22 protein-coding genes are annotated in these 20,497 nt (G+C 69.3%); 10 read left to right on the forward strand and 12 right to left on the reverse strand.

The window, feature by feature from the left end:
* Window positions 1-6: 6 nt before the first annotated feature.
* From iolB to iolC, 4 genes are read right to left on the reverse strand one after another with little or no spacing between them, the layout of a single operon-like run.
* Window positions 7-951 carry a 5-deoxy-glucuronate isomerase gene (iolB, locus tag K5L49_RS05570; RefSeq protein WP_223691003.1) on the reverse strand — a complete coding sequence of 315 codons (945 nt, stop codon included), beginning with the start codon at window positions 949-951 and terminating at the stop codon, window positions 7-9.
* A gap of 38 nt (window positions 952-989) precedes the next feature.
* Window positions 990-2,495, reverse strand: a complete 1,506-nt coding sequence (locus K5L49_RS05575) for a CoA-acylating methylmalonate-semialdehyde dehydrogenase (protein WP_223691004.1) — start codon at window positions 2,493-2,495, stop codon at window positions 990-992.
* A gap of 36 nt (window positions 2,496-2,531) precedes the next feature.
* Entirely contained in the window at window positions 2,532-3,428 is an 897-nt protein-coding gene (locus K5L49_RS05580) for a Cgl0159 family (beta/alpha)8-fold protein (protein WP_223691005.1), read from the reverse strand.
* Window positions 3,415-4,392, reverse strand: coding sequence for a 5-dehydro-2-deoxygluconokinase (iolC, locus tag K5L49_RS05585; protein WP_223691006.1), 978 nt, complete (start codon window positions 4,390-4,392; stop codon window positions 3,415-3,417). The genes K5L49_RS05580 and iolC overlap by 14 nt, the downstream gene beginning before the upstream one ends.
* Window positions 4,393-4,551: 159 nt before the next feature.
* Between iolC and rmuC the strand changes: the two genes are divergently transcribed.
* Window positions 4,552-5,976 (forward strand): DNA recombination protein RmuC, encoded by a 1,425-nt coding sequence (rmuC, locus tag K5L49_RS05590; RefSeq protein WP_223691007.1) that lies wholly within the window; start codon window positions 4,552-4,554, stop codon window positions 5,974-5,976.
* Between the two features lie 103 nt (window positions 5,977-6,079).
* Here rmuC and glpX read toward each other — a convergent pair whose 3' ends face one another.
* The gene (gene glpX, locus K5L49_RS05595) at window positions 6,080-7,081 is read right to left on the reverse strand and encodes a class II fructose-bisphosphatase (RefSeq protein WP_223691008.1); all 1,002 of its coding nucleotides are present in this window, start codon (window positions 7,079-7,081) and stop codon (window positions 6,080-6,082) included.
* Between the two features lie 225 nt (window positions 7,082-7,306).
* Window positions 7,307-7,624 carry a putative quinol monooxygenase gene (locus tag K5L49_RS05600; RefSeq protein ID WP_223691009.1) on the reverse strand — a complete coding sequence of 106 codons (318 nt, stop codon included), beginning with the start codon at window positions 7,622-7,624 and terminating at the stop codon, window positions 7,307-7,309.
* 198 nt (window positions 7,625-7,822) lie between these two features.
* Between K5L49_RS05600 and fbaA the strand changes: the two genes are divergently transcribed.
* Together fbaA and K5L49_RS05610 are read left to right on the forward strand one after the other, a co-directional pair.
* On the forward strand, window positions 7,823-8,848 hold the full coding sequence (gene fbaA, locus K5L49_RS05605) for a class II fructose-bisphosphate aldolase (RefSeq protein ID WP_223691010.1): 1,026 nt from the start codon (window positions 7,823-7,825) through the stop codon (window positions 8,846-8,848).
* A 69-nt stretch (window positions 8,849-8,917) separates the two neighbouring features.
* Window positions 8,918-9,739, forward strand: a complete 822-nt coding sequence (locus tag K5L49_RS05610; protein WP_223691011.1) for a DUF6264 family protein — start codon at window positions 8,918-8,920, stop codon at window positions 9,737-9,739.
* A 95-nt stretch (window positions 9,740-9,834) separates the two neighbouring features.
* On the opposite strand, the gene K5L49_RS05615 is transcribed toward K5L49_RS05610, so the two are convergent.
* On the reverse strand, window positions 9,835-10,968 hold the full coding sequence (locus K5L49_RS05615) for an FAD-dependent oxidoreductase (RefSeq protein WP_223691012.1): 1,134 nt from the start codon (window positions 10,966-10,968) through the stop codon (window positions 9,835-9,837).
* Between the two features lie 115 nt (window positions 10,969-11,083).
* Here K5L49_RS05615 and K5L49_RS05620 point away from each other — a divergent pair, with 115 nt between their 5' ends.
* Entirely contained in the window at window positions 11,084-11,707 is a 624-nt protein-coding gene (locus K5L49_RS05620) for a TetR/AcrR family transcriptional regulator (RefSeq protein ID WP_223691013.1), read from the forward strand.
* An 87-nt stretch (window positions 11,708-11,794) separates the two neighbouring features.
* Here the strand turns inward: K5L49_RS05620 and K5L49_RS05625 are convergent, their stop codons facing one another.
* Window positions 11,795-12,835, reverse strand: coding sequence for a 4-hydroxy-3-methylbut-2-enyl diphosphate reductase (locus tag K5L49_RS05625; RefSeq protein WP_223695250.1), 1,041 nt, complete (start codon window positions 12,833-12,835; stop codon window positions 11,795-11,797).
* 73 nt (window positions 12,836-12,908) lie between these two features.
* On the opposite strand from K5L49_RS05625, the gene xseA reads away from it, so the two are divergent.
* From xseA to K5L49_RS05650, 5 genes are all read left to right on the forward strand, one after another.
* Window positions 12,909-14,162 (forward strand): exodeoxyribonuclease VII large subunit, encoded by a 1,254-nt coding sequence (gene xseA / locus K5L49_RS05630; protein WP_374107676.1) that lies wholly within the window; start codon window positions 12,909-12,911, stop codon window positions 14,160-14,162.
* A 1-nt stretch (window position 14,163) separates the two neighbouring features.
* Complete coding sequence (locus K5L49_RS05635; protein WP_374107677.1) at window positions 14,164-14,442, forward strand: exodeoxyribonuclease VII small subunit; 279 nt, start codon at window positions 14,164-14,166, stop codon at window positions 14,440-14,442.
* Window positions 14,439-15,095 (forward strand): DUF4245 domain-containing protein, encoded by a 657-nt coding sequence (locus tag K5L49_RS05640; RefSeq protein WP_223691015.1) that lies wholly within the window; start codon window positions 14,439-14,441, stop codon window positions 15,093-15,095. The genes K5L49_RS05635 and K5L49_RS05640 overlap by 4 nt, the downstream gene beginning before the upstream one ends.
* The gene (locus tag K5L49_RS05645) at window positions 15,092-15,748 is read left to right on the forward strand and encodes a carbonic anhydrase (RefSeq protein WP_223691016.1); all 657 of its coding nucleotides are present in this window, start codon (window positions 15,092-15,094) and stop codon (window positions 15,746-15,748) included. The genes K5L49_RS05640 and K5L49_RS05645 overlap by 4 nt, the downstream gene beginning before the upstream one ends.
* Before the next feature lie 70 nt (window positions 15,749-15,818).
* On the forward strand, window positions 15,819-17,225 hold the full coding sequence (locus tag K5L49_RS05650; protein WP_223691017.1) for a class II fumarate hydratase: 1,407 nt from the start codon (window positions 15,819-15,821) through the stop codon (window positions 17,223-17,225).
* A 72-nt stretch (window positions 17,226-17,297) separates the two neighbouring features.
* Here the strand turns inward: K5L49_RS05650 and K5L49_RS05655 are convergent, their stop codons facing one another.
* Window positions 17,298-17,900, reverse strand: a complete 603-nt coding sequence (locus tag K5L49_RS05655) for a helix-turn-helix domain-containing protein (protein WP_223691018.1) — start codon at window positions 17,898-17,900, stop codon at window positions 17,298-17,300.
* 65 nt (window positions 17,901-17,965) lie between these two features.
* Here K5L49_RS05655 and K5L49_RS05660 point away from each other — a divergent pair, with 65 nt between their 5' ends.
* A complete protein-coding gene (locus K5L49_RS05660) occupies window positions 17,966-18,679 on the forward strand; it encodes a class I SAM-dependent methyltransferase (protein ID WP_223691019.1) in 714 nt (237 codons plus the stop codon).
* Window positions 18,680-18,721: 42 nt separating this feature from the next.
* On the opposite strand, the gene K5L49_RS05665 is transcribed toward K5L49_RS05660, so the two are convergent.
* The 3 genes from K5L49_RS05665 to K5L49_RS05675 form a co-directional block, all read right to left on the reverse strand.
* The gene (locus K5L49_RS05665) at window positions 18,722-19,081 is read right to left on the reverse strand and encodes a DoxX family protein (RefSeq protein ID WP_223691020.1); all 360 of its coding nucleotides are present in this window, start codon (window positions 19,079-19,081) and stop codon (window positions 18,722-18,724) included.
* 1 nt (window position 19,082) lies between these two features.
* Window positions 19,083-19,631, reverse strand: coding sequence for a TetR/AcrR family transcriptional regulator (locus K5L49_RS05670; RefSeq protein WP_308116519.1), 549 nt, complete (start codon window positions 19,629-19,631; stop codon window positions 19,083-19,085).
* Window positions 19,632-19,724: 93 nt separating this feature from the next.
* Window positions 19,725-20,351 carry a prepilin peptidase gene (locus tag K5L49_RS05675; RefSeq protein ID WP_223691022.1) on the reverse strand — a complete coding sequence of 209 codons (627 nt, stop codon included), beginning with the start codon at window positions 20,349-20,351 and terminating at the stop codon, window positions 19,725-19,727.
* Between the last annotated feature and the right edge of the window lie 146 nt (window positions 20,352-20,497).

Here is a 20,497-nt window from a genome sequence, read left to right on the forward strand (position 1 = left end):
TGCCGCTCACGAGGCTGCTCCTTCGGTGGTGGTCGTGCCCGTCGGCCCGGCAGTGCTGGTGTACGGGAGACGGGGGTCGAATTCTTGACCCGCCCAGGTCTGGCGAACCCAGCCGTGCGCGGGGTCGTCACTGATCAGCCAGGCCCGATCGGCATCCGGGCCGGCCATCACGTTGAGATAGTAGAGGTCGTAGCCGGGGGCGGCCACGGCCGGGCCGTGGTAGCCGTGCGGCACGAGCGCGATGTCGCCCGAGCCGACCCTGGCGTCGATCTCGATCATGCGCTCGTCGGAGGCGTAGGTGGTGAACAGGCCGAACGGCTCGGCCTCGGGTGGCGCCTGCACGCCCCGGCTCACTGCGGACTCGAAGTAGTAGATCTCTTCCAGGCGGGTCTCCTGCCCGTCGCGGTGCTCGTCGTGCTTGTGCGGTGGATACGACGACCAGTTCTCTGCCGGGGTGATCACCTCGCAGACGATGAGCTTCACCGCGTCGAGCGCGCCCGGAACGCCGAAGTTGTGCACCTGCCGGCTGAAGCGACCCGCGCCGCGCAGCTCGACCGGCACGGCGTCGGCGGGCAGATAGGCCGCCGGTCGACGCTCGGCGGTCGGCGCTTCTGCGACCGCGATGCGGCCTCGACCCGAAACAGTCGCCGCCGTTCCGGCACCGAGGTAGAGCACATCCGTCGGGCCGTCGAACACGGCGACCCGGCCCACGAGCAGCCGGGTCGCCGCCTCCGCCTCGGGCTCCAGGTATTCGACAGTGAAGGAGCCGGCGAGGGGCACGAGCATCCGTTCGACCGGCGCCGCGGCCAGGGCGAGCGGGGTGCCGTCGAGGGCGGCCACTCTCAGGCCTGTGTGCCGCCAGCCCGGGATGCGGTCATCGACCACCGACTCCCAGCCGTCTTCGGCGAGGTCGCCCGGCCCGAAGACCCATTCGCTGCGTGCGCGCGTCATTGCTGCTCCTGCCTTCTCGCCGGCGTCGTGCGCCGGTGCTACTTGGTCTGCGGGAAGCCGAGGTTGATACCGCCGTGGCTCGGGTCGAGCCAGCGGCTGGTCACGGCCTTCTCGCGCGTGAAGAACTCGAAGCCGTGAACGCCGTACGCTTTGGCGTCGCCGAAGAGCGACTGCTTCCAGCCGCCGAACGAGTAGTAGGCGACCGGCACGGGGATCGGAACGTTGATGCCGATCATGCCCACCTGCACTTCGTTCTGGAAGCGGCGGGCTGCTCCCCCGTCGTTCGTGAAGATCGCGGTTCCGTTCCCGAACGCGCCCGAGTTGATGACCTCGACGCCGTCCTCGTAGCTGGCAACCCGCACCACCGCGAGCACCGGCCCGAAGATCTCCTCGGTGTAGACACGGGATGCGGTGGTCACGCGGTCGATCAGCGTCGGCCCCAGCCAGAAACCGTCGGCGGCGCCGTCGACCTCGATGCCGCGACCGTCGACGACGACCTCGGCGCCGTCCGCGAGGGCGATGTCGATGTAGGAGGCGACCTTGTCCCGGTGCTCACGGGTGATCAGCGGGCCCATGTCGCAACCGCGACGGCCGTCGCCGATGCGCAGGCCGCGCATCCGTTCGGTCACCTTTGCGATGAGTTCGTCGGCCACCGGCTCGACCGCAACGACCACGCTGACGGCCATGCAGCGCTCGCCGGCCGAGCCGAAGCCCGCGTTGATCGCGGCGTCGGCCACCAGGTCGAGGTCGGCATCCGGGAGCACGAGCATGTGGTTCTTCGCGCCGCCGAGAGCCTGCACGCGCTTGCCGTTGCGGGCGGCTGTCTCGTAGATGTAGCGGGCGATCGGCGTGGAGCCGACAAACGAGATGGCCTGCACCTCGGGGTGCTCCAGCAGACCGTCGACGGCCACCTTGTCGCCGTGCAGCACGGTGAAGACGCCGTCAGGAAGCCCGGCCTCGCTGAACAGCTCCGCCAGCCAGACGGCGGCCGACGGGTCTTTCTCGCTCGGCTTCAGCACGACGGTGTTGCCCGCGGCGATCGCGATCGGCAGGAACCAGAGCGGCACCATCGCCGGGAAGTTGAACGGGCTGACGATGCCGACGACGCCGAGCGGCTGCTTGAGCGAGTAGACGTCGACGCCGGTCGACACATTCTCCGAGTGCTCCCCCTTGATGAGGTGCGGGAAGCCGGTGGCGAGCTCGACGACCTCGAGGCCACGGGTGATTTCGCCCAGGGCGTCGGAGACGACCTTGCCGTGCTCGGCCGTCACGATCTCGGCCAGCTCGTCTTTGCGGGCGTTGAGCAGCTCGCGGAACGCGAAGATGATCTGCTGACGCTTGGCCATCGAGGTGTCGCGCCACCCGGGGAACGCCGCCGCCGCGCTCACGATCGCGGCGGCCACCTCGGTCTCGTCGGCCAGGCCGACGGCGGAGGTCGCGATGCCGAGAGCAGGGTCGTACACCGGCGCGAGCCGGCCGCTGACACTCGGGGTGCGCCTGCCGTCGATGTAGTGCGGGATCAGGGGAAGGTCTGCGAGGGTCATGGGAGGTTCTCCTTCGGGAGGTCGGGCGGAAACGGGTCAGTGGACGAGCGAGGCGGCGGTATCGACCGCGCCCGCGACATCCCGATCGGAGGGGTAGAGAAGGGTGCGGCCGACCACGAGGCCCATCACACCGGGCAGGTCGAGCGCGCTGCCCCACGAGTCGTAGACGGCGGCCGCGTCACCGGACGGGTCGCCGCCGAGCAGCAGGGTGGGCAGCGTGGAGGCACTCATGACAGCGGCCATGTTCGGCACGACGGGCAGCTTCAGCCAGCTGTATGCCGAGCTCGTGCCGAGGCCGGCGGCGATGGCCATCGAGGCGATCACCGCTCCGGTGCTCAGATCGTTGACGATGCGGCCGTCGACCCAGTCGCTCATGAACGGTTCGAGCATGATCGGCAGGCGGGCCGCGGCGGCGGCTGTGACGGCGGCGGCCGAGGCCTCCAGCGTCGCCGCGGAGCCCGGGTCGGCCAGGTTGATGCGCACGAGCAGCTTGGCGAAGTCGAGGCGGGCGGCGACGAGCGACTCGACATCGTAGGCCGTGAACCGATCGTCCATCTCGAAGGAGGCGCCCCGGAGGCCGCCGCGGTTCATCGAGCCGACGGCGATCCGGCCGTCGAGTCTGCCCAGGATGGCGAGGTCGTCGAGGATGTCCGGGGTGCCGAGCACACCGTCGACGCCCGGCCTCTCCAGGGCCGTAGCCAGGCGCTGCAGCAGACCGTAGCGGTCGGCCATCGCGGTGGCGTCCGAGCCGACACCGAGGGCGCCGCGCGCCGGGTGGTCCGCGGCGACGATGAACAGGCGGCCGTCACCGGCGAGCAGGTCACGCTTGGCGCGCGTTTCCAGGATCTCCGAGATCCGCTGGGGCTCCTCGGAACGGATGCGTCGCAGCCGCTGAAAGTCGGCGGCACTGATCGGGCCGTCAACGGTCGACATCGTACGCTCCGTCCAGTGCGGCCTCGACCTCGGCGGTCGTGGGCATGGCCGTCGAGCATTCCCGCCGAGTGGCGACGATGGCACCGGCCACGTTCGCGAACCGGATGACACGCTCCAGCGGCCAGCCGGCGAGGAGCCCGTGGCAGAGTGCGCCCCCGAAACCGTCGCCGGCGCCCAGACCGTTCACGACCGTGACGGGGAAGGGCTCGACCTCGACGGTCTCGGTGCGGGTCTTCGCCAACACTCCGCGCGAACCCTGCTTCACGACCGCGAGCTCGACACCGCGGTCGAGCAGAGCATCCGCCGCCCGCTGCGGGTCGGTCTCCCCGACGGCGATCTCACACTCCTCGCGGTTGCCGACCGCCACGGTGACATGCTCGAGGGCGCGACCGACCTGCTCGGTCGCGGCGGCCGGCGACTCCCAGAACATCGGGCGGTAGTCGAGGTCGAGCACTGTGAAGCGCTTGCGACCGCGTGCCTGCCACGCGGCGTGGTGCGCGGAACGGCTCGGCTCCTTCGAAAGACCGGTGACAGTCGCCCAGAAGACGCCCGCGTCGCGCACGGCGTCGAGGTCGAGGTCGGCCGGCTCGATCACCAGGTCGGGCGCGATCGGGTCGCGGTAGAAGTAGAGGGGGAAGTCGTCGGGCGGGAAGATCTCGCAGAGGGTGATGGGGGTGTTCAGCCCCGCGACCGTCGTGACGAAGCGGTTGTCGACCCCGAGCCGCGCGATCTCGGCGCTCACGTAGCGACCGAGCGGGTCGTCTCCCGTGCGCGTGACGATGGCGGCGCGGCGGCCATGCCGTGCAGCGGCGATCGTGACGTTGGTGGCGCTGCCACCGAGGTACTTGCCGAAGGTGCTGACCTCTTCGAGCCCGACACCGTCTTGCAACGGGTAGAGGTCGACGCCGACCCTGCCGATGGCGAGAACCTCGAAAGGGACCTCGCTCGTGGTGCTGGTGGTCATCGCCCGGGTGCTGCCTCTCTCGACGTGCGAACGGCCGGTTCCGGATACTCCGGGCGACCCTCGCGTCTTAATGTCCTGACATAGTTACATGCGTAGCCTATTCGCGGCGTGCCTGGCGCGCAACCACGCACTGTCGGAGGGGCCTGCCACACTCGGAGCATGGACCCCATCCTCTCGCTTCTGCTCGGACTGCTCGCCGGCCTCATCGTCGGCGCCGCGGTCGGCGCAGCCGCCATCGCCGCTGTGCTGCGCAGGCGTGCCGACTCCGGCGCACCCGTCGAAGATCCCGCGATCGTCGGGGCGAGGCACGCCGCCGAATTGGCGCAGATCCGCGCCACGGAGGCGGCCGTCCGGGCCGAGGTCGGCAGCGATCTCGCGGCCGCCCAGGCCACCGTCGACTCCCTGCGAGAGCAGGTGCTCGGCCAGCAGCAGCAGTACCGCGAGCTCGTGGAACGCCAGCGCGCCGAGGCCCAAGCGCAGTCCGAGCGGGAGCGCGCCGAGAGCAAAGTGCTGCAGGCCCTGGCCCCCGTGCGCGAGAGCCTCAGCGAGATGCAGAAGAAGGTCGTCGAGCTGGAGTCCCAGCGCAGCCAGCAGCACGGCCAGCTCACCGAACAGCTCAAATCGGCCACGGAGTCAGAGGAACGCCTGCGCAGCACCGCCGAGGCCCTCGCCTCCGCCCTGCGCTCCAACAGCACCCGCGGCGTCTGGGGCGAGACCCAGCTGCGCAGCGTCGTCGAAGCCGCCGGTCTGCTCGAACGCGTCGACTTCGACGTGCAGTCGAGCATCCACTCGGATGCGGGCGCCGGCCGCCCCGACATGATCGTGCGCCTCCCCGGCGGCAAGAGCATCGCCCTCGACGCCAAGGTGCCGTTCACCGCCTATCTGGAGGCCAGCCAGATCCCGGCGACCGCGACCGGAATCGAAGGCGCCCGGCGCGAGGCGCTGCTCAAGCAGCATGTGAAGGCTGTGCGCGACCACATCACGGCGCTCGGCAGCAAGGCCTATTGGCTGGGGCTCGAATCCTCCCCTGAGCTGGTGATCGCGTTCATCCCGAGCGAGTCACTGGTGTCATCGGCGATGGAGGCCGACCCGTCGATCATGGAGTTCGCTTTCAGCAAGCGGGTCGCGCTCGCCTCACCGGTGACCCTCTGGTCGGTGCTCAAGACCGTCGCGTTCAGCTGGCAGCAGGATGTGCTCACCCAGGAGGCCAAAGAGCTCTTCGACCTCAGTCGCACCCTCTACGCGCGACTGTCGACCACGGCCACCCACATCGAGAAGCTCGGCCGCTCTCTGGAGCGCACGGTGAAGGACTACAACGGGTTCGTCGGCTCCTTCGAGCGCCAGGTCTTCCCCGCCGCCCGCAAACTCAACGCGCTCGACGAGTCGAAGGTGATCGGCGTCATGGCCGGCATCGAAGAGTCGCCGCGCGAGCTCACCGCGTTCGAGCTCGTCAGCGAACTCGCGCCCGACCCGGTCTCCCCGAACGTAGAGCCGCTCGACCTGGAGCCGCGCGACCTTCACGGCCTCGACAAACTGGCTCTGCAGCAGCACGAGAAGCGGGACGAAGAACGCCGCACCGCCTGACCGGCGTGCGCGTGCCTGCACAGGCAGAATCGCCGGAGCGACGCCGACGATCCGTGCCGGCGGAGGAACGCCGCCCCGGGCGACGTTCCTTCCGACACGACGTCTACAGCTGGTCGGCCTCGAGCCACTTCTCGGCGAGGTGATCGGCGATCACCCGGCGGATGGTGCCGCTCTTCGAGCGCAGAACGATGCTCTCGGTGCGGATGATCGGACCTTTGCGCCGCACCCCCTCCACCAGCCCGCCGTCGGTGACCCCGGTCGCGACGAAGAAGGTGTTGTCGCCCTTGACGAGCTCATCGGCGCCGTAGATGCGGTCCATGTCGAGCCCGGCCGCGATTCCGCCGGCACGCTCGGCGTCATCCTTCGGCGCCAGCTTGCCCTGCATGAACCCGCCGATGGCTTTGATCGCGCAGGCGGTCGTGATGCCTTCGGGGCTGCCACCGATCCCCACGCACATATCGATGCGCGACTCGTATCGGGCCGCGTTGATGCCGCCGGCCACATCGCCGTCGAGCATCAGCCGGGTTCCGGCGCCGGCCGCCCGGATCTCCTCGATCAGACCTTCGTGCCGCGGACGGTCGAGCACGGCCACCCGCAACTCGCCGACGGGTTTCCCCTTGGCCTTGGCGAGCTCCCGGATGTTGTCCCCCACGGACTGCGACAGGTCGACGACCCCCGCGCCTTCAGGGCCGGTGACGATCTTCGACATGTAGAACACGCTGGAGGCGTCGAGCATGGTGCCCCGGTCAGACACAGCGATGACCGAGAGCGCGTTCTGGCGACCGGCAGCCGTCAACGACGTGCCGTCGATCGGGTCCACCGCGATATCGCAGGCCGGACCGCGCCCGTTGCCCACATGCTCACCGTTGAAGAGCATCGGCGCCCTGTCCTTCTCGCCCTCGCCGATCACCACGAGGCCATCGAAGTTGACCGTGCCGAGGAAGGCGCGCATCGCATCCACTGCCGCGCCATCGGCCGCGTTCTTGTCGCCGCGTCCGATGAACGGCGTCGCGCGAATGGCGGCGGCCTCCGTGGCCCTCACCAACTCCATCGCCAGGTTTCGATCCGGATGCAGGTACAGCGTTGCAGTGTCAGTACTGGTCATGATGGGTCCTCCCGGACGGATACGGCGACAGTGTCGATGGATGCCCCAGCGGGCGCTGCCAGTTTATCGGCGGCGCACCCCGCCCGGCAGGATGCCGCACGAATGTTCACCCGGCCGCCGCGGCAGCCACCGGTCCCAGCCGCCGGGGGCCCACACGATTCAGGCTCCAGCCGCTACAGGCCACACACCTATCGACCGAATCAACAACGGTCGAGGTCAGTACAACTAGAGCGCACCCTGCCCGGGCGTCCCCGCCGCGAGGGGTGCGAGCCGCGTGACCGCGACCGGCTCGGCGAGCAGACCCGCGAGTCGCCTGTTGAGTTCGACGACCGGCTCCCCGGCGCCATGCCGGTCGAGCAGCTCGGCGCTCTCCCACTTCTCGATCATGACGATCGTGCCGTCGGGAGCGTCGTGGATGGCGTACAGGAGGCAGCCCGGCTCCTCGTGCACCGCGGGGATGCTGGCGCGCAGGCCCTCGACGACCCGCTCGTGCTGCCCCTCGGCAGGATGGAAGTAGGCGGTGACGACGACAGGCTCGGACATGATGCTCCTCGAAGTGGCTGTGCTGATGGATCGGTCGGGAATCAGGCTACGACCGGCGCGACACCGAGACCCACTGCGGCAAGCACATTCACGCGTATGGCACCCCATCGACGCAGGCCCGGCTGCCCGCACGGTCGTCTCCCCGGTGCGGCTCGGTATGATGAGTCGCGTTCGCCCCACCGACTTCAAGGAGCCGCCATGCCCATCGCCACGCCGGATCAATACGCCGAAATGCTCGACAAGGCGAAGGCCGGTGGGTTCGCCTACCCCGCGTTCAACGTGTCTTCGTCGCAGACGATCAACGCCGTGCTCCAGGGCCTCTCCGAAGCCGGCAGCGACGGCATCATCCAGGTGACCACCGGTGGCGCCGACTACTTCGCCGGCCACACAGTGAAGAACCGCGCGGCAGGCGCCATCGCGTTCGCGAAGTTCGCCACCGAGGTCGCCAAGAACTACCCGGTCACCGTGGCCCTGCACACCGACCACTGCCCGAAGGATGCGCTGGAGGGCTTCGTGCTCCCCCTCATCGCCGCGAGCGAAGAAGAGGTCAAGGCCGGTCGCAACCCGATCTTCCAGTCGCACATGTGGGATGGCTCGGCCGTGCCCCTCGGCGAGAACCTCACCATCGCGCAGGACATGATCAAGCGCACCAAGGCGATCAACGCCATCCTCGAGGTCGAGATCGGCGTCGTCGGCGGCGAAGAAGACGGTGTCAGCCACGACATCAACGAGCACCTCTACACCACGCTGGACGACGCGATCCAGACCGTGGAAGCGCTCGGCCTCGGCGAGAACGGCCGCTACATGGCCGCCCTCACCTTCGGCAATGTGCACGGCGTCTACAAGCCGGGCAACGTGAAGCTGCGCCCCGAGCTCCTGAAGACCATCCAGGACGGTCTCGCCGCCAAATACGGTCACGGCCCGAAGCCGCTCGACCTGGTCTTCCACGGTGGGTCGGGTTCCACGGATGCGGAGATCGCCGAAGCCGTCGCCAACGGCGTCGTGAAGATGAACATCGACACCGACACCCAATACGCCTTCACCCGCACCATCGCGGACTACATGTTCAAGAACTACGACGGCGTCCTCAAAATCGACGGCGAGGTCGGAAACAAGAAGCTGTACGACCCGCGCGCCTGGGGCAAGGTCGCGGAGACCGGCATGGCCGCCCGCGTAGTCGAGGCCACCCAGCAGCTCGGCTCGGCCGGACACTCCGGCAAGTAGTGCCCGACGGCGGCCGGGGCGATCGTTCGCCCCGGCCGCCGTTCCAGTTCAGCAAGGAGGACGGCCCCCATGTCCGACAAGGACGATCAGCCCGACAAGCGCCCGCGCCCCAAGTACGGAGAGTTGGCACCGGAAGGCTGGGTGTGGCGTCCGCCGGCGGATCAGAGCCGCCTGGACACCACGCATCCGGTCCCCTCGGCGGAGCCGTCGGAACCGCGCTATGGGCAGCACTCGCCAGACGCCTCGGCGCGCCCACCCGCGCCGGCCCACCCGGACGCCCCATCGGACACCGCGGACAGTAACTCCCCCAGCGCACCACCGCACGGGCAACCGCCGCAGGCGCAGCACCCGCAGGACCAGTACCCCCAGGGACCGTATCCGGTGGGCCAATATCCGCAGGGGCCGGGCCACCCGGGTCAGCACGACCCCTTTCCGCCCGCCGGGCACTACCCACCGCCGTACGGTCCGCCGCTTCCGGTGCCGCCGGGGCGCCGGTCTTCAGCCCCCCGGTGGAATCTCGGCTGGAGCATCGCGCTGCTCACCGTCGGCTTCTTCGGCATGGCCTATTCGGTCGGTGCGCTGAACACGCTGCCGGCGGCCATCCAATTGATGCACGCCAATCAGAACCTCGGCGACTACCACGAAGCCGCCTCTGTTCCGGGTCTTCTCACCGGAGGTTCGATCGCGATCGTGGCGATCTGGGCAGTGTCGGCCGCGCTCACGATCTGGTTGCTCGTGCGTCGCACCCTGTCGTTCTACGTTCCGCTGATCGCCGGCATCGTGGCGTTGATCGTACTGGTCGTGATCGTCTCGGCGGTGCTGACAACCGATCCGGTCCTCCTCGACTTCTACAGCGGCGTCAGCGCCACCCCCACCCCCGCCCCCAGCTGAGTCGACGAAGCCGCCGGGGCCGTCGACTATTGAGCATCCGGCGCTCCGGCCGTCGTCACAGGCGCGGGCCTGTCGTCACAGGCGCGGGCCTGTCGTCACGGGCGGGCGGAGCGGGAGAAGGCGGAGACGAGACGGAGTCCGGCGTTCCGCATCGCGAGTCCTGCGCGTGTGGCCGGAACGATCAGCCGGGCCGCCCGCGCGCCCAGACGCTGCTTCGACAGCACCGCAGGGCGATGTTGCGCTTCGAACCTCGCGAACGCCGTCGTCGGGTCCGGATGCGCGGCCAGCGCATCCGCCAGCCGCGCCGCACCGACGATCGCGAGGCTGGACCCCTCCCCGAACAGCGAGACCGACGAGGCCGCGTCGCCGAGCAGGGCGACTCGGCCCGACGACCAGCGGGGGATGCGCACCTGGCTGACCGCGTCGAAGTACAGATCATCGGCGGCCCGCACCCGCTCGAGCAGTTCAGGAACGCGCCAGCCGTTCCCGGCGTACGCCTCCTCGATGAGGCGTTTGTGCTGGGCGAGGTCGCGGTAGTCGAAATCCGCGCGTTCGGGGCCGCGGAAGATGAACGCGGCGAGTGGCCTCCCACTGCCGGGATGCACGGACACCGAGCGACCGGGTGTGTTGTACATGAGCACCTCGCTCGGATCCTCGAGCGGCCCGTCGAGTTGGAGCGTGCCGACGTAGAGCCCCAGATGGCGCACGAACCCGGCCTCGGGACCGAACTCCAGCCGACGCACCGCAGAGTGCATCCCATCGCAGCCGACGACCGCGTCGAACCGGCGCTCGGTACCGTCGGCGAAGGTCACGTCCACCCCGCCGGCGTCCTGATGCAGGGCGGCGATCGACTGGTCGAACCGGATGTGCGCCTCCCGCCGCCCGGCTTCAAGGAGCACTCCGGCGAGGTCGGCACGCGGCACCTCCACCTCGCGCCCGCCCGCTGCCCTCTCGCGCGTTCGCACGTCGAGGCCGGCCACACGGCGACCGGCGGCGTTCACGATCCGCAGGTGTTCGACCTTCGTCGACACCTCCTGGAGCCGCTCCATCACGCCCATCCCCACGACGACATCGACGGCCGCGCCCCGCACGTCCACCGGATTGCCGCTGGAGCGCACGCCCTGCGAGCGTTCGACGACGGTCACGTCGAACCCGCGCCGGGCGAGCCAGTAGGCGAGGGTGGAGCCGGCGATTCCGGCGCCGGAGAGGAGGATGCTGCGTTCACGCATGGGATGCCTGCTTTCGGACGCGGCCGGACGATCCGACCGAGACACCACAATAGCTGCACTCACTGCGAATCTGCACTGAATGCCGAATTGCGCCCGATGCCGTAAGATCGTCGACATGGACTCCTCCGTCGGCCCGACCCTCCGTGATCGCAAACGCGCCCGCACCCGCGCCGCGATCGTGGCCGCGGGAACCGAGCTCTTCGCCCGTCACGGCTACGACGAGACGACCGTCGCCGACATCGCGGTGGCCGCCGACATCGGCACCCGCACCTTCTTCAGCTACTTCACCAGCAAAGAGGAACTGCTGTTCCCCGAGAACGATGCCCGCCTCCAGACCGCACTCGACGCGATCGACGCGAGAGGATCCGCCGACCGCCCCGCCGACCTGCTGCTGCGGGCCCTCGGCGACCCCCGATTGGAGAGCGGCGAGATCGTCAGCCCGCTCGCGGCCCTCCGCCTGCGTCTCATGGAGACCGTCCCCGCCGTCCGCGGGCGCGCGCTGCAGATGCAGCGGGATGCACAGCGTCAGATCGCCACGCGCCTCATCGAGGCCTTCCCCGAGCTCGACGAGGTGAACGCCGCCGCCCTCACCGGAGCCTTCATCGGGGCGGTCACCGGGGCCCTCGACGCACTGCTGGCCGACCCTGCGGCCGTCGCCCGCGGCCGGGCAGACCTCGCCCGTCGCCTCCGAGAGGCCACATCCTCCGCCCTCGCCGCCGGCGGGCCAAGCGTCACCTGACCGCCCGGCACCGCCCGAACGGCGCCCTCGGCCGAAACGTCAGCGTCAGCGTCAGCGTCAGCGTCAGCGTCAGCGTCAGCGTCAGCGTCAGGCTGAGTGCGAGTTGCGCCCGCCCAAGGCCCGGGTGTCCGTCTTGCCGCTGAGGTCTTTGCGGAGCTCCTTGGGCAGGGAGAACATGAGGTCCTCCTCGGCCGTCTTCACTTCCTGCACGTCACCGTAGCCGGCACCGCGCAGGTCGTCGAGCACTTCCTGCACGAGCACCTCGGGCACGGATGCGCCGCTCGTCACGCCGACGGTCGCCACCCCGTCGAGCCACTCCTGCTTGATCTCGCTGGCGTAGTCGACCCGGTAGGCGGCTTTGGCGCCGTACTCCAGAGCCACTTCCACGAGCCGCACCGAGTTCGACGAATTGGCAGAACCGACCACGATGACGAGGTCGGCGTCTTCCGCGACCTTCTTGATCGCCACCTGACGGTTCTGGGTGGCATAGCAGATGTCGTCGCTGGGCGGGTCCTGCAGGTGCGGGAAGCGCTCGCGCAGCCGACGGACCGTCTCCATCGTCTCGTCCACCGAGAGCGTGGTCTGCGAGAGCCAGACGACCTTCTCCGGGTCTTGGACCACGATCGAGTCGACATCGTCCGGGCTGTTCACCAGGGTGACGCGATCGGGCGCATGCCCGGCGGTTCCTTCGACCTCTTCATGCCCTTCGTGGCCGATGAGCAGGATCTCGAAGTCGTCGCGGGCGAAGCGCACCGCCTCGCGATGCACTTTGGTGACGAGCGGGCAGGTCGCGTCGATCGCCTGCAGTCCGCGATCCGCTGCAGCGTTCACGACCGCCGGCGAGACACCGTGTGCGCTGAAGACGATGTGTGCCCCCTTGGGCACTTCGTCGACCTCGTCTACGAAGATTGCGCCCTGCCGTTCGAGAGTGGAGACGACATGCACGTTGTGCACGATCTGTTTGCGCACGTAGACGGGCGCACCGTAGTGCTCCAAGGCCTTCTCGACGGCCACGACCGCTCGGTCGACCCCCGCGCAATAGCCTCGGGGCGCCGCGAGCAGAACCCGCTTGTGTCCGACGACCGGGGTATCCTTGAGCCGGCCTCGCGCGCCGGGAATCCTCGGCATCGGAAGGCTGATGGTTGCGTCGCTCACCCCTCAATCCTAGGTGAGTGCGCTGAGCAGTCGATGGGAGACGATCGTGACCGGCACCGCAGGCGCCCCCTCGATGGAGGTCGGACCGCCGACCGCCGAGGCGCCGTGGCCGGTCGCCACTCTCTCGAGCAAGATCCGGGGCTGGATCGAACGCCTCGGAACCGCCTGGGTCGAGGGTGAGATCACCCAGTGGGGGGTCTCCGGCGGCAACGTCTACGGCAAGCTGAAAGACCTCAACGAGGATGCGACGGTCAGCTTCACGATCTGGTCGTCGGTCAAGGGACGCATCCCGGCCGACCTGAAGCAGGGCGACCGCGTGGTCGCCGCCGTCAAGCCGAACTTCTGGGTCAAGGGCGGCACGCTCACGATGCAGGTGTTCGATATGCGCCACGTCGGCCTCGGCGACCTGCTCGAGCGGCTCGAACGGCTGCGCGCGCAACTCGCCGCCGAGGGGCTGTTCGCCCCGGAACGCAAGAAGCGCCTTCCCTTCCTGCCTCACTGCATCGGGCTGATCACCGGCAAAGACTCCGACGCCGAGAAGGATGTGCTGCGCAACGCTCAGCTGCGCTGGCCGCAGGTGAGCTTCCGCACCATCCATGCCGCCGTGCAGGGCGAGCGCACCGTCGCAGACGTCACCGCCGCCCTGCGCACACTCGACGCCGACCCCGAGGTGGATGTGATCATCATCGCCCGCGGCGGCGGCGACTTCCAGAACCTGCTCGGCTTCAGCGACGAAACGCTGGTGCGTGCGGCCGCCGCCTGCGTCACACCGATCGTCAGCGCGATCGGCCACGAGGCCGACCGTCCGCTGCTCGACGAGGTCGCCGATCTACGGGCCTCCACCCCCACCGATGCGGCGAAGCGCGTCGTACCCGATGTGGCCGAAGAGCTGGTGCGCGTGCAGCAGGCCCGCACCCGGCTCGGGGTGCGGCTCACGCATCTGATCGGTTCGGAGATCGACCGGATCGGGCATCTGCGCAGCCGGCCGTCGCTCGCGTCGTCCGGCTGGATCGTCGACTGGCGCGCCGAGGAACTCACCCGTTACGTCGCCCGCGGCGCCGAACTGGTGGAGCGCGCGATCGAGCGGGAGAGCAACCGCACGGCCGAGCTTCGCGGCCAACTCCGCGCACTCTCCCCGCAGGGCACGCTCGACCGCGGTTACGCCATCGTGCAGCTGCCGGGCGGCGACGTGCTGCGCTCCCCCGAAGAATCCCCCTCCGGCACCCGGCTCACGGTCACTGTGGCGGGCGGATCGCTGCGAGCCGTCGCTGACTCAGCGGGCGATCAGATCGGCAAATAGAATGAATGTCATGCCCACCACCGAGGACACGAGCCTCAGCACCGATTCCGCCGGCACGGACGCTCCCAGCACCGACTCCCTCAGCTACGAGCAGGCGCGCGACGAGCTCGTGCGTGTCGTGACCGAACTGGAGCAGGGATCGTCGACGCTTGAGCAGTCGATCGCCCTGTGGGAGCGGGGCGAGGCCCTCGCCCGCCGCTGTGAAGAGTGGCTGATCGGCGCCAAGGCGCGGCTCGACGCCGCCCGGTCCGGTGCGGCGGGAGTCTCGGACACCGAATGACACCGAGCAGCAAACCCCCGGCCGTCGTCGCCGAACTGGGCCGCCCGGAGACCCCGGAGGAGACGGCGGAGCGCAAGGCGCAGAATTCGCGCAACCACCGCAACCGGCAGACCATCAACAATCTGTTCTATTCGCTCATCGCGACCGTCGGCCTGGTGCTGGTGATCGTGCTGATCGTGCCCCGGGGCACGCCGAACAACGCCAACCCTCCGGTCGACTACAAGTCGGTCGCCGCCCAGGGGCAGGGCTCCGAGCCGGATCGCCTGCTGGTGCCCGAGCTGCCGGCGGGCTGGACCTCCAACAATGCGGAGCTGCGCACCAAGACCCCCGACAATGTCGACTCCTGGTACATCGGTCTGCTCACGCCGAAAAAGGAGTACATCGGCGTCGACCAGGGTTTCAAGGCGAACGAGAGCTGGGTCTCCGAACAGGTCAACAAATCGACCATCAAGGGCACCACGACGATCGAGGGCATCAAATGGGATGTCTACGATAATCGGCAATCGGGCACCGACAACAATGACGTCGACTACGCCCTGACCACGACGGCAGGGCAGAGTTCGATCGTGCTGTTCGGCACGGCCGACGATGCCGAGTTCCGCACCGTCGCGTCGTCGCTCGCCGAACAGATCCACCGATTGGGAGGCTCATGATGGGAATGCCGAGACCGTCACGCGTCTGGGAGGCGATGATGCGCGGGAACGAGCGCTTCGTCACCGGCGACCCGGAACATCCGCGTCAAGACGTCGAGCGCCGCGAGAACGTGGCCGGCGGGCAGTCGCCACTGGCGGCCATCTTCGGCTGCAGCGACTCCCGTCTAGCCGCCGAGATCATCTTCGATCTCGGTCTGGGCGACGCCTTCGTGGTGCGCAACGCCGGCCAGGTCATCTCGGAATCGGTGGTGGGCTCCCTCGAGTACGCCGTCGGCGTCCTCCACGTTCCGCTCATCCTCGTGCTCGGGCACGACGAGTGCGGCGCGGTGCGGGCCGCCATCGAATCGCAGGCCGAAGATGCCACGCCCCTCCCCCCGCACATCGCCCGGCTCATCCAGCCCATCGTGCCCGCCGTGCACCGTGTGACGCAGACTCCCGCCGACCAACCCGTCGACCCGGATTCGGTCGACGCGAGCGAGGTGGGCCGCGAGCACCTGCGTGACACCGTCGCCGAGCTTCTGCAGGACTCGGAGATGATCAGCTCCGCCGTCGCCGATGGTTCGTTGGCTATCGTTGGTGCCAACTACCGGCTCCAGGAGGGCCGGGTCGTGGCCGACATCGTCGTCGGATTGACCGATCCGGCCGCCCGCTAGACGCCAAGCCCCGCGCGAGGAACCCGGCGCCCGCCGGAGACTCCGACCGCACCAGAAAGGAAAACACACCGTGGTGGACACCCAGGCGGACACCGACTACCGCATCGAACACGACACGATGGGCGAGGTCCGCGTTCCCGCGGCCGCGCTCTACGGCGCGCAGACGCAGCGCGCCGTGGAGAACTTCCCCATCTCCGGTTCGGTGCTGGAGCCGACGCAGATCGCCGCTCTCGCCCGCATCAAGAAATCGGCCGCGCTGGCCAACGCCCAGCTCGGCGTGCTCGATCAGGCGATCGCCGACGCGATCGCCGACGCCGCCGACGAGGTGGTCAGCGGCGTGCACGACGACCAGTTCCCGATCGACGTCTACCAGACCGGCTCCGGAACCTCCTCCAACATGAACATGAACGAGGTCCTCGCCACACTGGCGTCGCGGCGCCTCGGTCGGCCGGTGCACCCGAACGACCACGTGAACGCCTCACAATCGTCGAACGATGTGTTCCCGACCTCGGTGCACATCGCGGTCACGGGCGCCCTCATCGACGATCTGATCCCGGCCCTGGACCATCTCGCGGTAGCCCTCGAAGAGAAGGCGGAGCTGTGGGCCACGGCGGTCAAGGCCGGTCGCACCCACCTGATGGACGCCACCCCGGTCACGCTCGGCCAGGAGTTCGGCGGTTACGCGGCGCAGATCCGCCTCGGCATCGAGCGCGTGCAGTCCGCTCTGCACCGCGTCGCGGAGGTCCCGCTCGGTGGCACCGCCGTCGGCACCGGCATCAACACCCCACTCGGCTTCCCGCAGCGGGTCATCGAGCTGCTCACGCAGGAGACCGAGCTGCCGATCACCGAGGCGCGCAACCACTTCGAGGCGCAGGCCAACCGGGATGCGCTCGTCGAGACCTCCGGCGCCCTGCGCACCATCGCGGTCAGCCTCACCAAGATCTGCAACGACCTCCGCTGGATGGGCTCCGGCCCGAACACCGGACTCGGCGAGCTGCACATCCCAGACCTGCAGCCGGGGTCGTCGATCATGCCCGGCAAGGTCAACCCGGTCATCCCGGAGGCCGTGCTGATGGTGGCTTCGCGTGTCGTCGGAAACGACGCCACGATCGCCTGGAGCGGCGCTTCGGGCATCTTCGAGCTGAACGTCGCCATTCCGGTCATGGGCACCGCTCTGCTCGAGTCGATCCGCCTGCTCACGCAGGGCACCCGGGTGCTCGCCGACAAGACCGTTCTTGGCCTCGAGGCGAACTTCGACCGCGCCCGCGCCCTCGCCGAGTCATCCCCGTCGATCGTCACACCGCTCAACCGGGTCATCGGCTACGAGGCCGCCGCCAAGGTCGCAAAGCACTCGGTCGCCCAGGGGATGACGGTGCGCGAGGCCGTCATCGACCTCGGTTTCGTGGAGCGTGGCGAGGTCACCCTCGAACAACTCGACTCCTCGCTCGATGTGCTCAGCATGACCCACCCGGGCTGATCGCCCCGCCGGTCATCGTCGAGACGCCCTCCCCGTCGGGAGGGCGTCTCGCTTTTCTCCCCCGACGGTCGCTCAGGGCTCCCGCTTCGAGCTGCGCTTCGGCACGGCGCGCACGTGCGCGCGTTCGCCCTGCCTGCCGACCAGGCTGAGGTATTCGACGGGGCCGGCGCTGGTCGAGCCGAACCAATGCGGTGTGCGAGTGTCGAACTCCGCGGCCTCACCGGGCGTCAGCCGGAGGTCATGCTCGGCGAGAACGACGCGGAGCGTGCCGTTGAGAACGTAGACCCAGTCGTACCCGTCGTGCGTGCGCAGCTGAGGTTCCTGCTCGTCGTGCCCCGTCGGCAGGACGAACTTGTAGGCCTGGATGCCTCCCGGCCGCCGGGTGAGCGGCAGGATCGTCGACCCGTCGGAGCAGGCGACCGGCCGCAGATGGATGCGAGGGTCGCCGGTCGGTGGCGCATCCACGAGCTCATCGAGCGTGACGCCGTGCACGCGGGCGAGAGGGAGCAGCTGTTCGAGGGTTGGTCGCCGTAGGCCCGATTCGAGCCGGGAGAGGGTGCTCGCCGAGATGCCGGTCTGCGCGGCGAGGTCGGCGAGGGTGACGTCCCGGCGCAGCCGGAGGCGTTTGAGTCGCGGTCCGACCGCGTCGAGGGTCGTGTTCGAGTCCGGGGTCATCCTCCGATTTTGCCATTCGGCAACGTCCCTTGCGCATCCGCGCGATGTTTGGAGACGATCGGGGAATGGAGACGGCGGACGAGATGAACATGAACGGCGCAACATTGCCGAACGACACGACGTCGCCGAGCGACGCCGACACGAGGCCGACCCCCGAGTTCGGCAAGGAGTTCTGGGAGCACCACTGGGCTCAGGGCCGAAGCTCCTCCCCCGCCGCCGGGGCAGCCGCCGCGAGCCTCCCCCACCCCTACCTCGCTCGAGAGACAGTGGCGCTGACGCCAGGGGATGCGCTCGACGCCGGATGCGGAACGGGCGCCGAAGCGCTCTGGCTGGCCGAAGCCGGTTGGCGCGTCACCGCCGCAGACATCTCCCCGACCGCTCTGGCTCAGGCGGCCGCGCGAACGGCATCCATGCCCGCAGCCGGACGGGTGAGCTGGGTCGAGGCCGATCTGACCGTCTGGGAGCCGGGGCGCCGGTTCGGTCTCGTCGTCACGAGCTACGCACACCCGGCGATGCCGGCCCTCGCCTTCTTCGCGCGCATCGCCCGCTGGGTCGATCTCGGCGGAACCCTGCTGATCGTCGCCCACCGTCAGGAGGGCGCCGCTCACGGTGTCTCGCCCGCCGGGGCCACCGTCACCCGCGCCGAGATCATCGCCGTTCTCGAGCCGCTGCGCTGGCGCATCGAGGCCGCGGTCGAGGAGACCCGGACGCTCCCCGGTCACGCGGGCGGCGCTCATCACCTGGACGATGTCGTCGTGCGCGCCACCCGGCTCGGTTGAGGCCGTTCCACCCCGGCTGGGCCGAAGCATCGCCGTTCGGCCTCAGCGGAGGTACGACACCAGCAGCACGACGAGCGAGAGGGCGAGCATCCCGAGGCAGTTCAGCCAGAACTCCTGCCTGAGGAATCGGGCGCGGATGTGCGCATACGCGGCTGCGACGAAGTAGACCACGACGCCGACGTTGGCCGCGAACGCGACCCCCGGCGTTCCGATTCCCACCAGCAGGCCGGCCGCCCCCAGCAGTTTGATGACGATCAGCGTCCACCACCACTCGCGCGGAAAGTGCACACCGTTGAGACAGTCCCGCACGAACCCCGGGGGCCGCAGCGAGAGGAGTGCGTCGGCGAGGAGTACGACGGCGAGAACGGCGGTGAGCCACCAGGGCTCGGGTATGAGGATCATGTCATTCCCCCTGAGGATGGGCCACGAAGTCGATCACCGACCGGAGCCGGTCGATCAGGAGCTGCACCTCGGCCGCGCCGCCCGCCCAGGCGAGCAGCGTTCCGAGGTAGGAGAGATAGATGGCGCTGACTCCGCTCGGGATGCGCTCGGCGGCCAGCCCCGACAGCGAGAGTTCGCGCTCGATGTCATCGCTCAGCACGCCCGCCAGCCCGTGGAAGATCACCGAGTCGTGGCTCCCGCTGACGAGGATGGCCCCGTATTCGCGTGCCAACCCCATGTTCTCTGCGAAGAGATCGAGAAACGGGAGGACGAGCAACAGGATGCGGTCGGTGACGTCGACCCCGGCCGAGTCGGCCGCGGGCGGCGCACCGGGCGGCAGCGCACCCGGATCCGGCCGCACCTGCGCGATCCAACGGTCGACGATGGCGACGAGGAGGCCCCGTTTGTCGCCGGCGGCCATGACGGTTCCGGCGCTGACCCCGGCGGCCGCGGCGATCTGGCGCACGGTGGTCGCAGCGAACCCACGATCGACGAAGAGCGTCTCGGCCACTTCGACCACTCGTTCGCGAGTGGCCCTCCCCTGCTCACTCCGAGACTGAACGCGTTCACTGAACATGTTCAGAATAGTAGCAGCTGTGATCGCCTACCGCACGCCGACGGCAGCCCAGAACCCGAGCAGCAGGAACGGCCCGAGAGGCACCTCCCGTCCCCCGGTGTGCAGCACGCCGAGGGCGACCACTCCGGCACCGAGGAACGCGACACCGGCCGCCGCCGCGATCCGTTCGGCGCCGAGTCCAGCGGAGGTCGCCGCCAGCGCGAGCATCCCCGCGAGTTTGACATCGCCCATCCCCATTCCTTCACTCGCCGCCACTACCGCGAACGTCGCGACGACGGCCGAGCACAGGACAACCTCGGCGAGCGGCGGCGAACCACGCGCGAGCGCGCGCCCGACGACGCCCGTGGCCGCGAAGACGAACCCCGGAAGCACGAGGACGTTCGGCAGACGCCGCTCCCGCAGATCGGCCACGCAGAGCGGGAGGGTGACGGCGGCGACATAGCCGCAGGCGAGCACGACGGGCGGCCCCGGCCCCCAGCGCACCACCGCGAGAAGCCCGAGCGCGAGAGCCGCACCGAGTGTCGCGCCCGTCGGCACGAGCCGCGAACCGGCCCGGCCGACGCTTCTCGCCCGACCGCCACTGGCCCGGTCGCCACTCTCGCAACCTCCTGCGACCCTGCCACCGCCTGCTGTACTCCTGCTCTTCTCCCCCATGGGTCCACGCTAGGCGCGGGCCCGACCACCACGCCGTTCTCCACAGGGTCGCTCACCGCGCACAGCGGCCTGCGCACCAGCGGTAGGAACGCCCGATCCGCATCGGGCCCCCGCGGACGCACCACGGCGCCCGATCCCGCGTTGCA

This window comes from Leifsonia poae (genome assembly GCF_020009625.1).
GTDB classification, from domain to species: Bacteria; Actinomycetota; Actinomycetes; order Actinomycetales; family Microbacteriaceae; genus Leifsonia; species Leifsonia poae_A.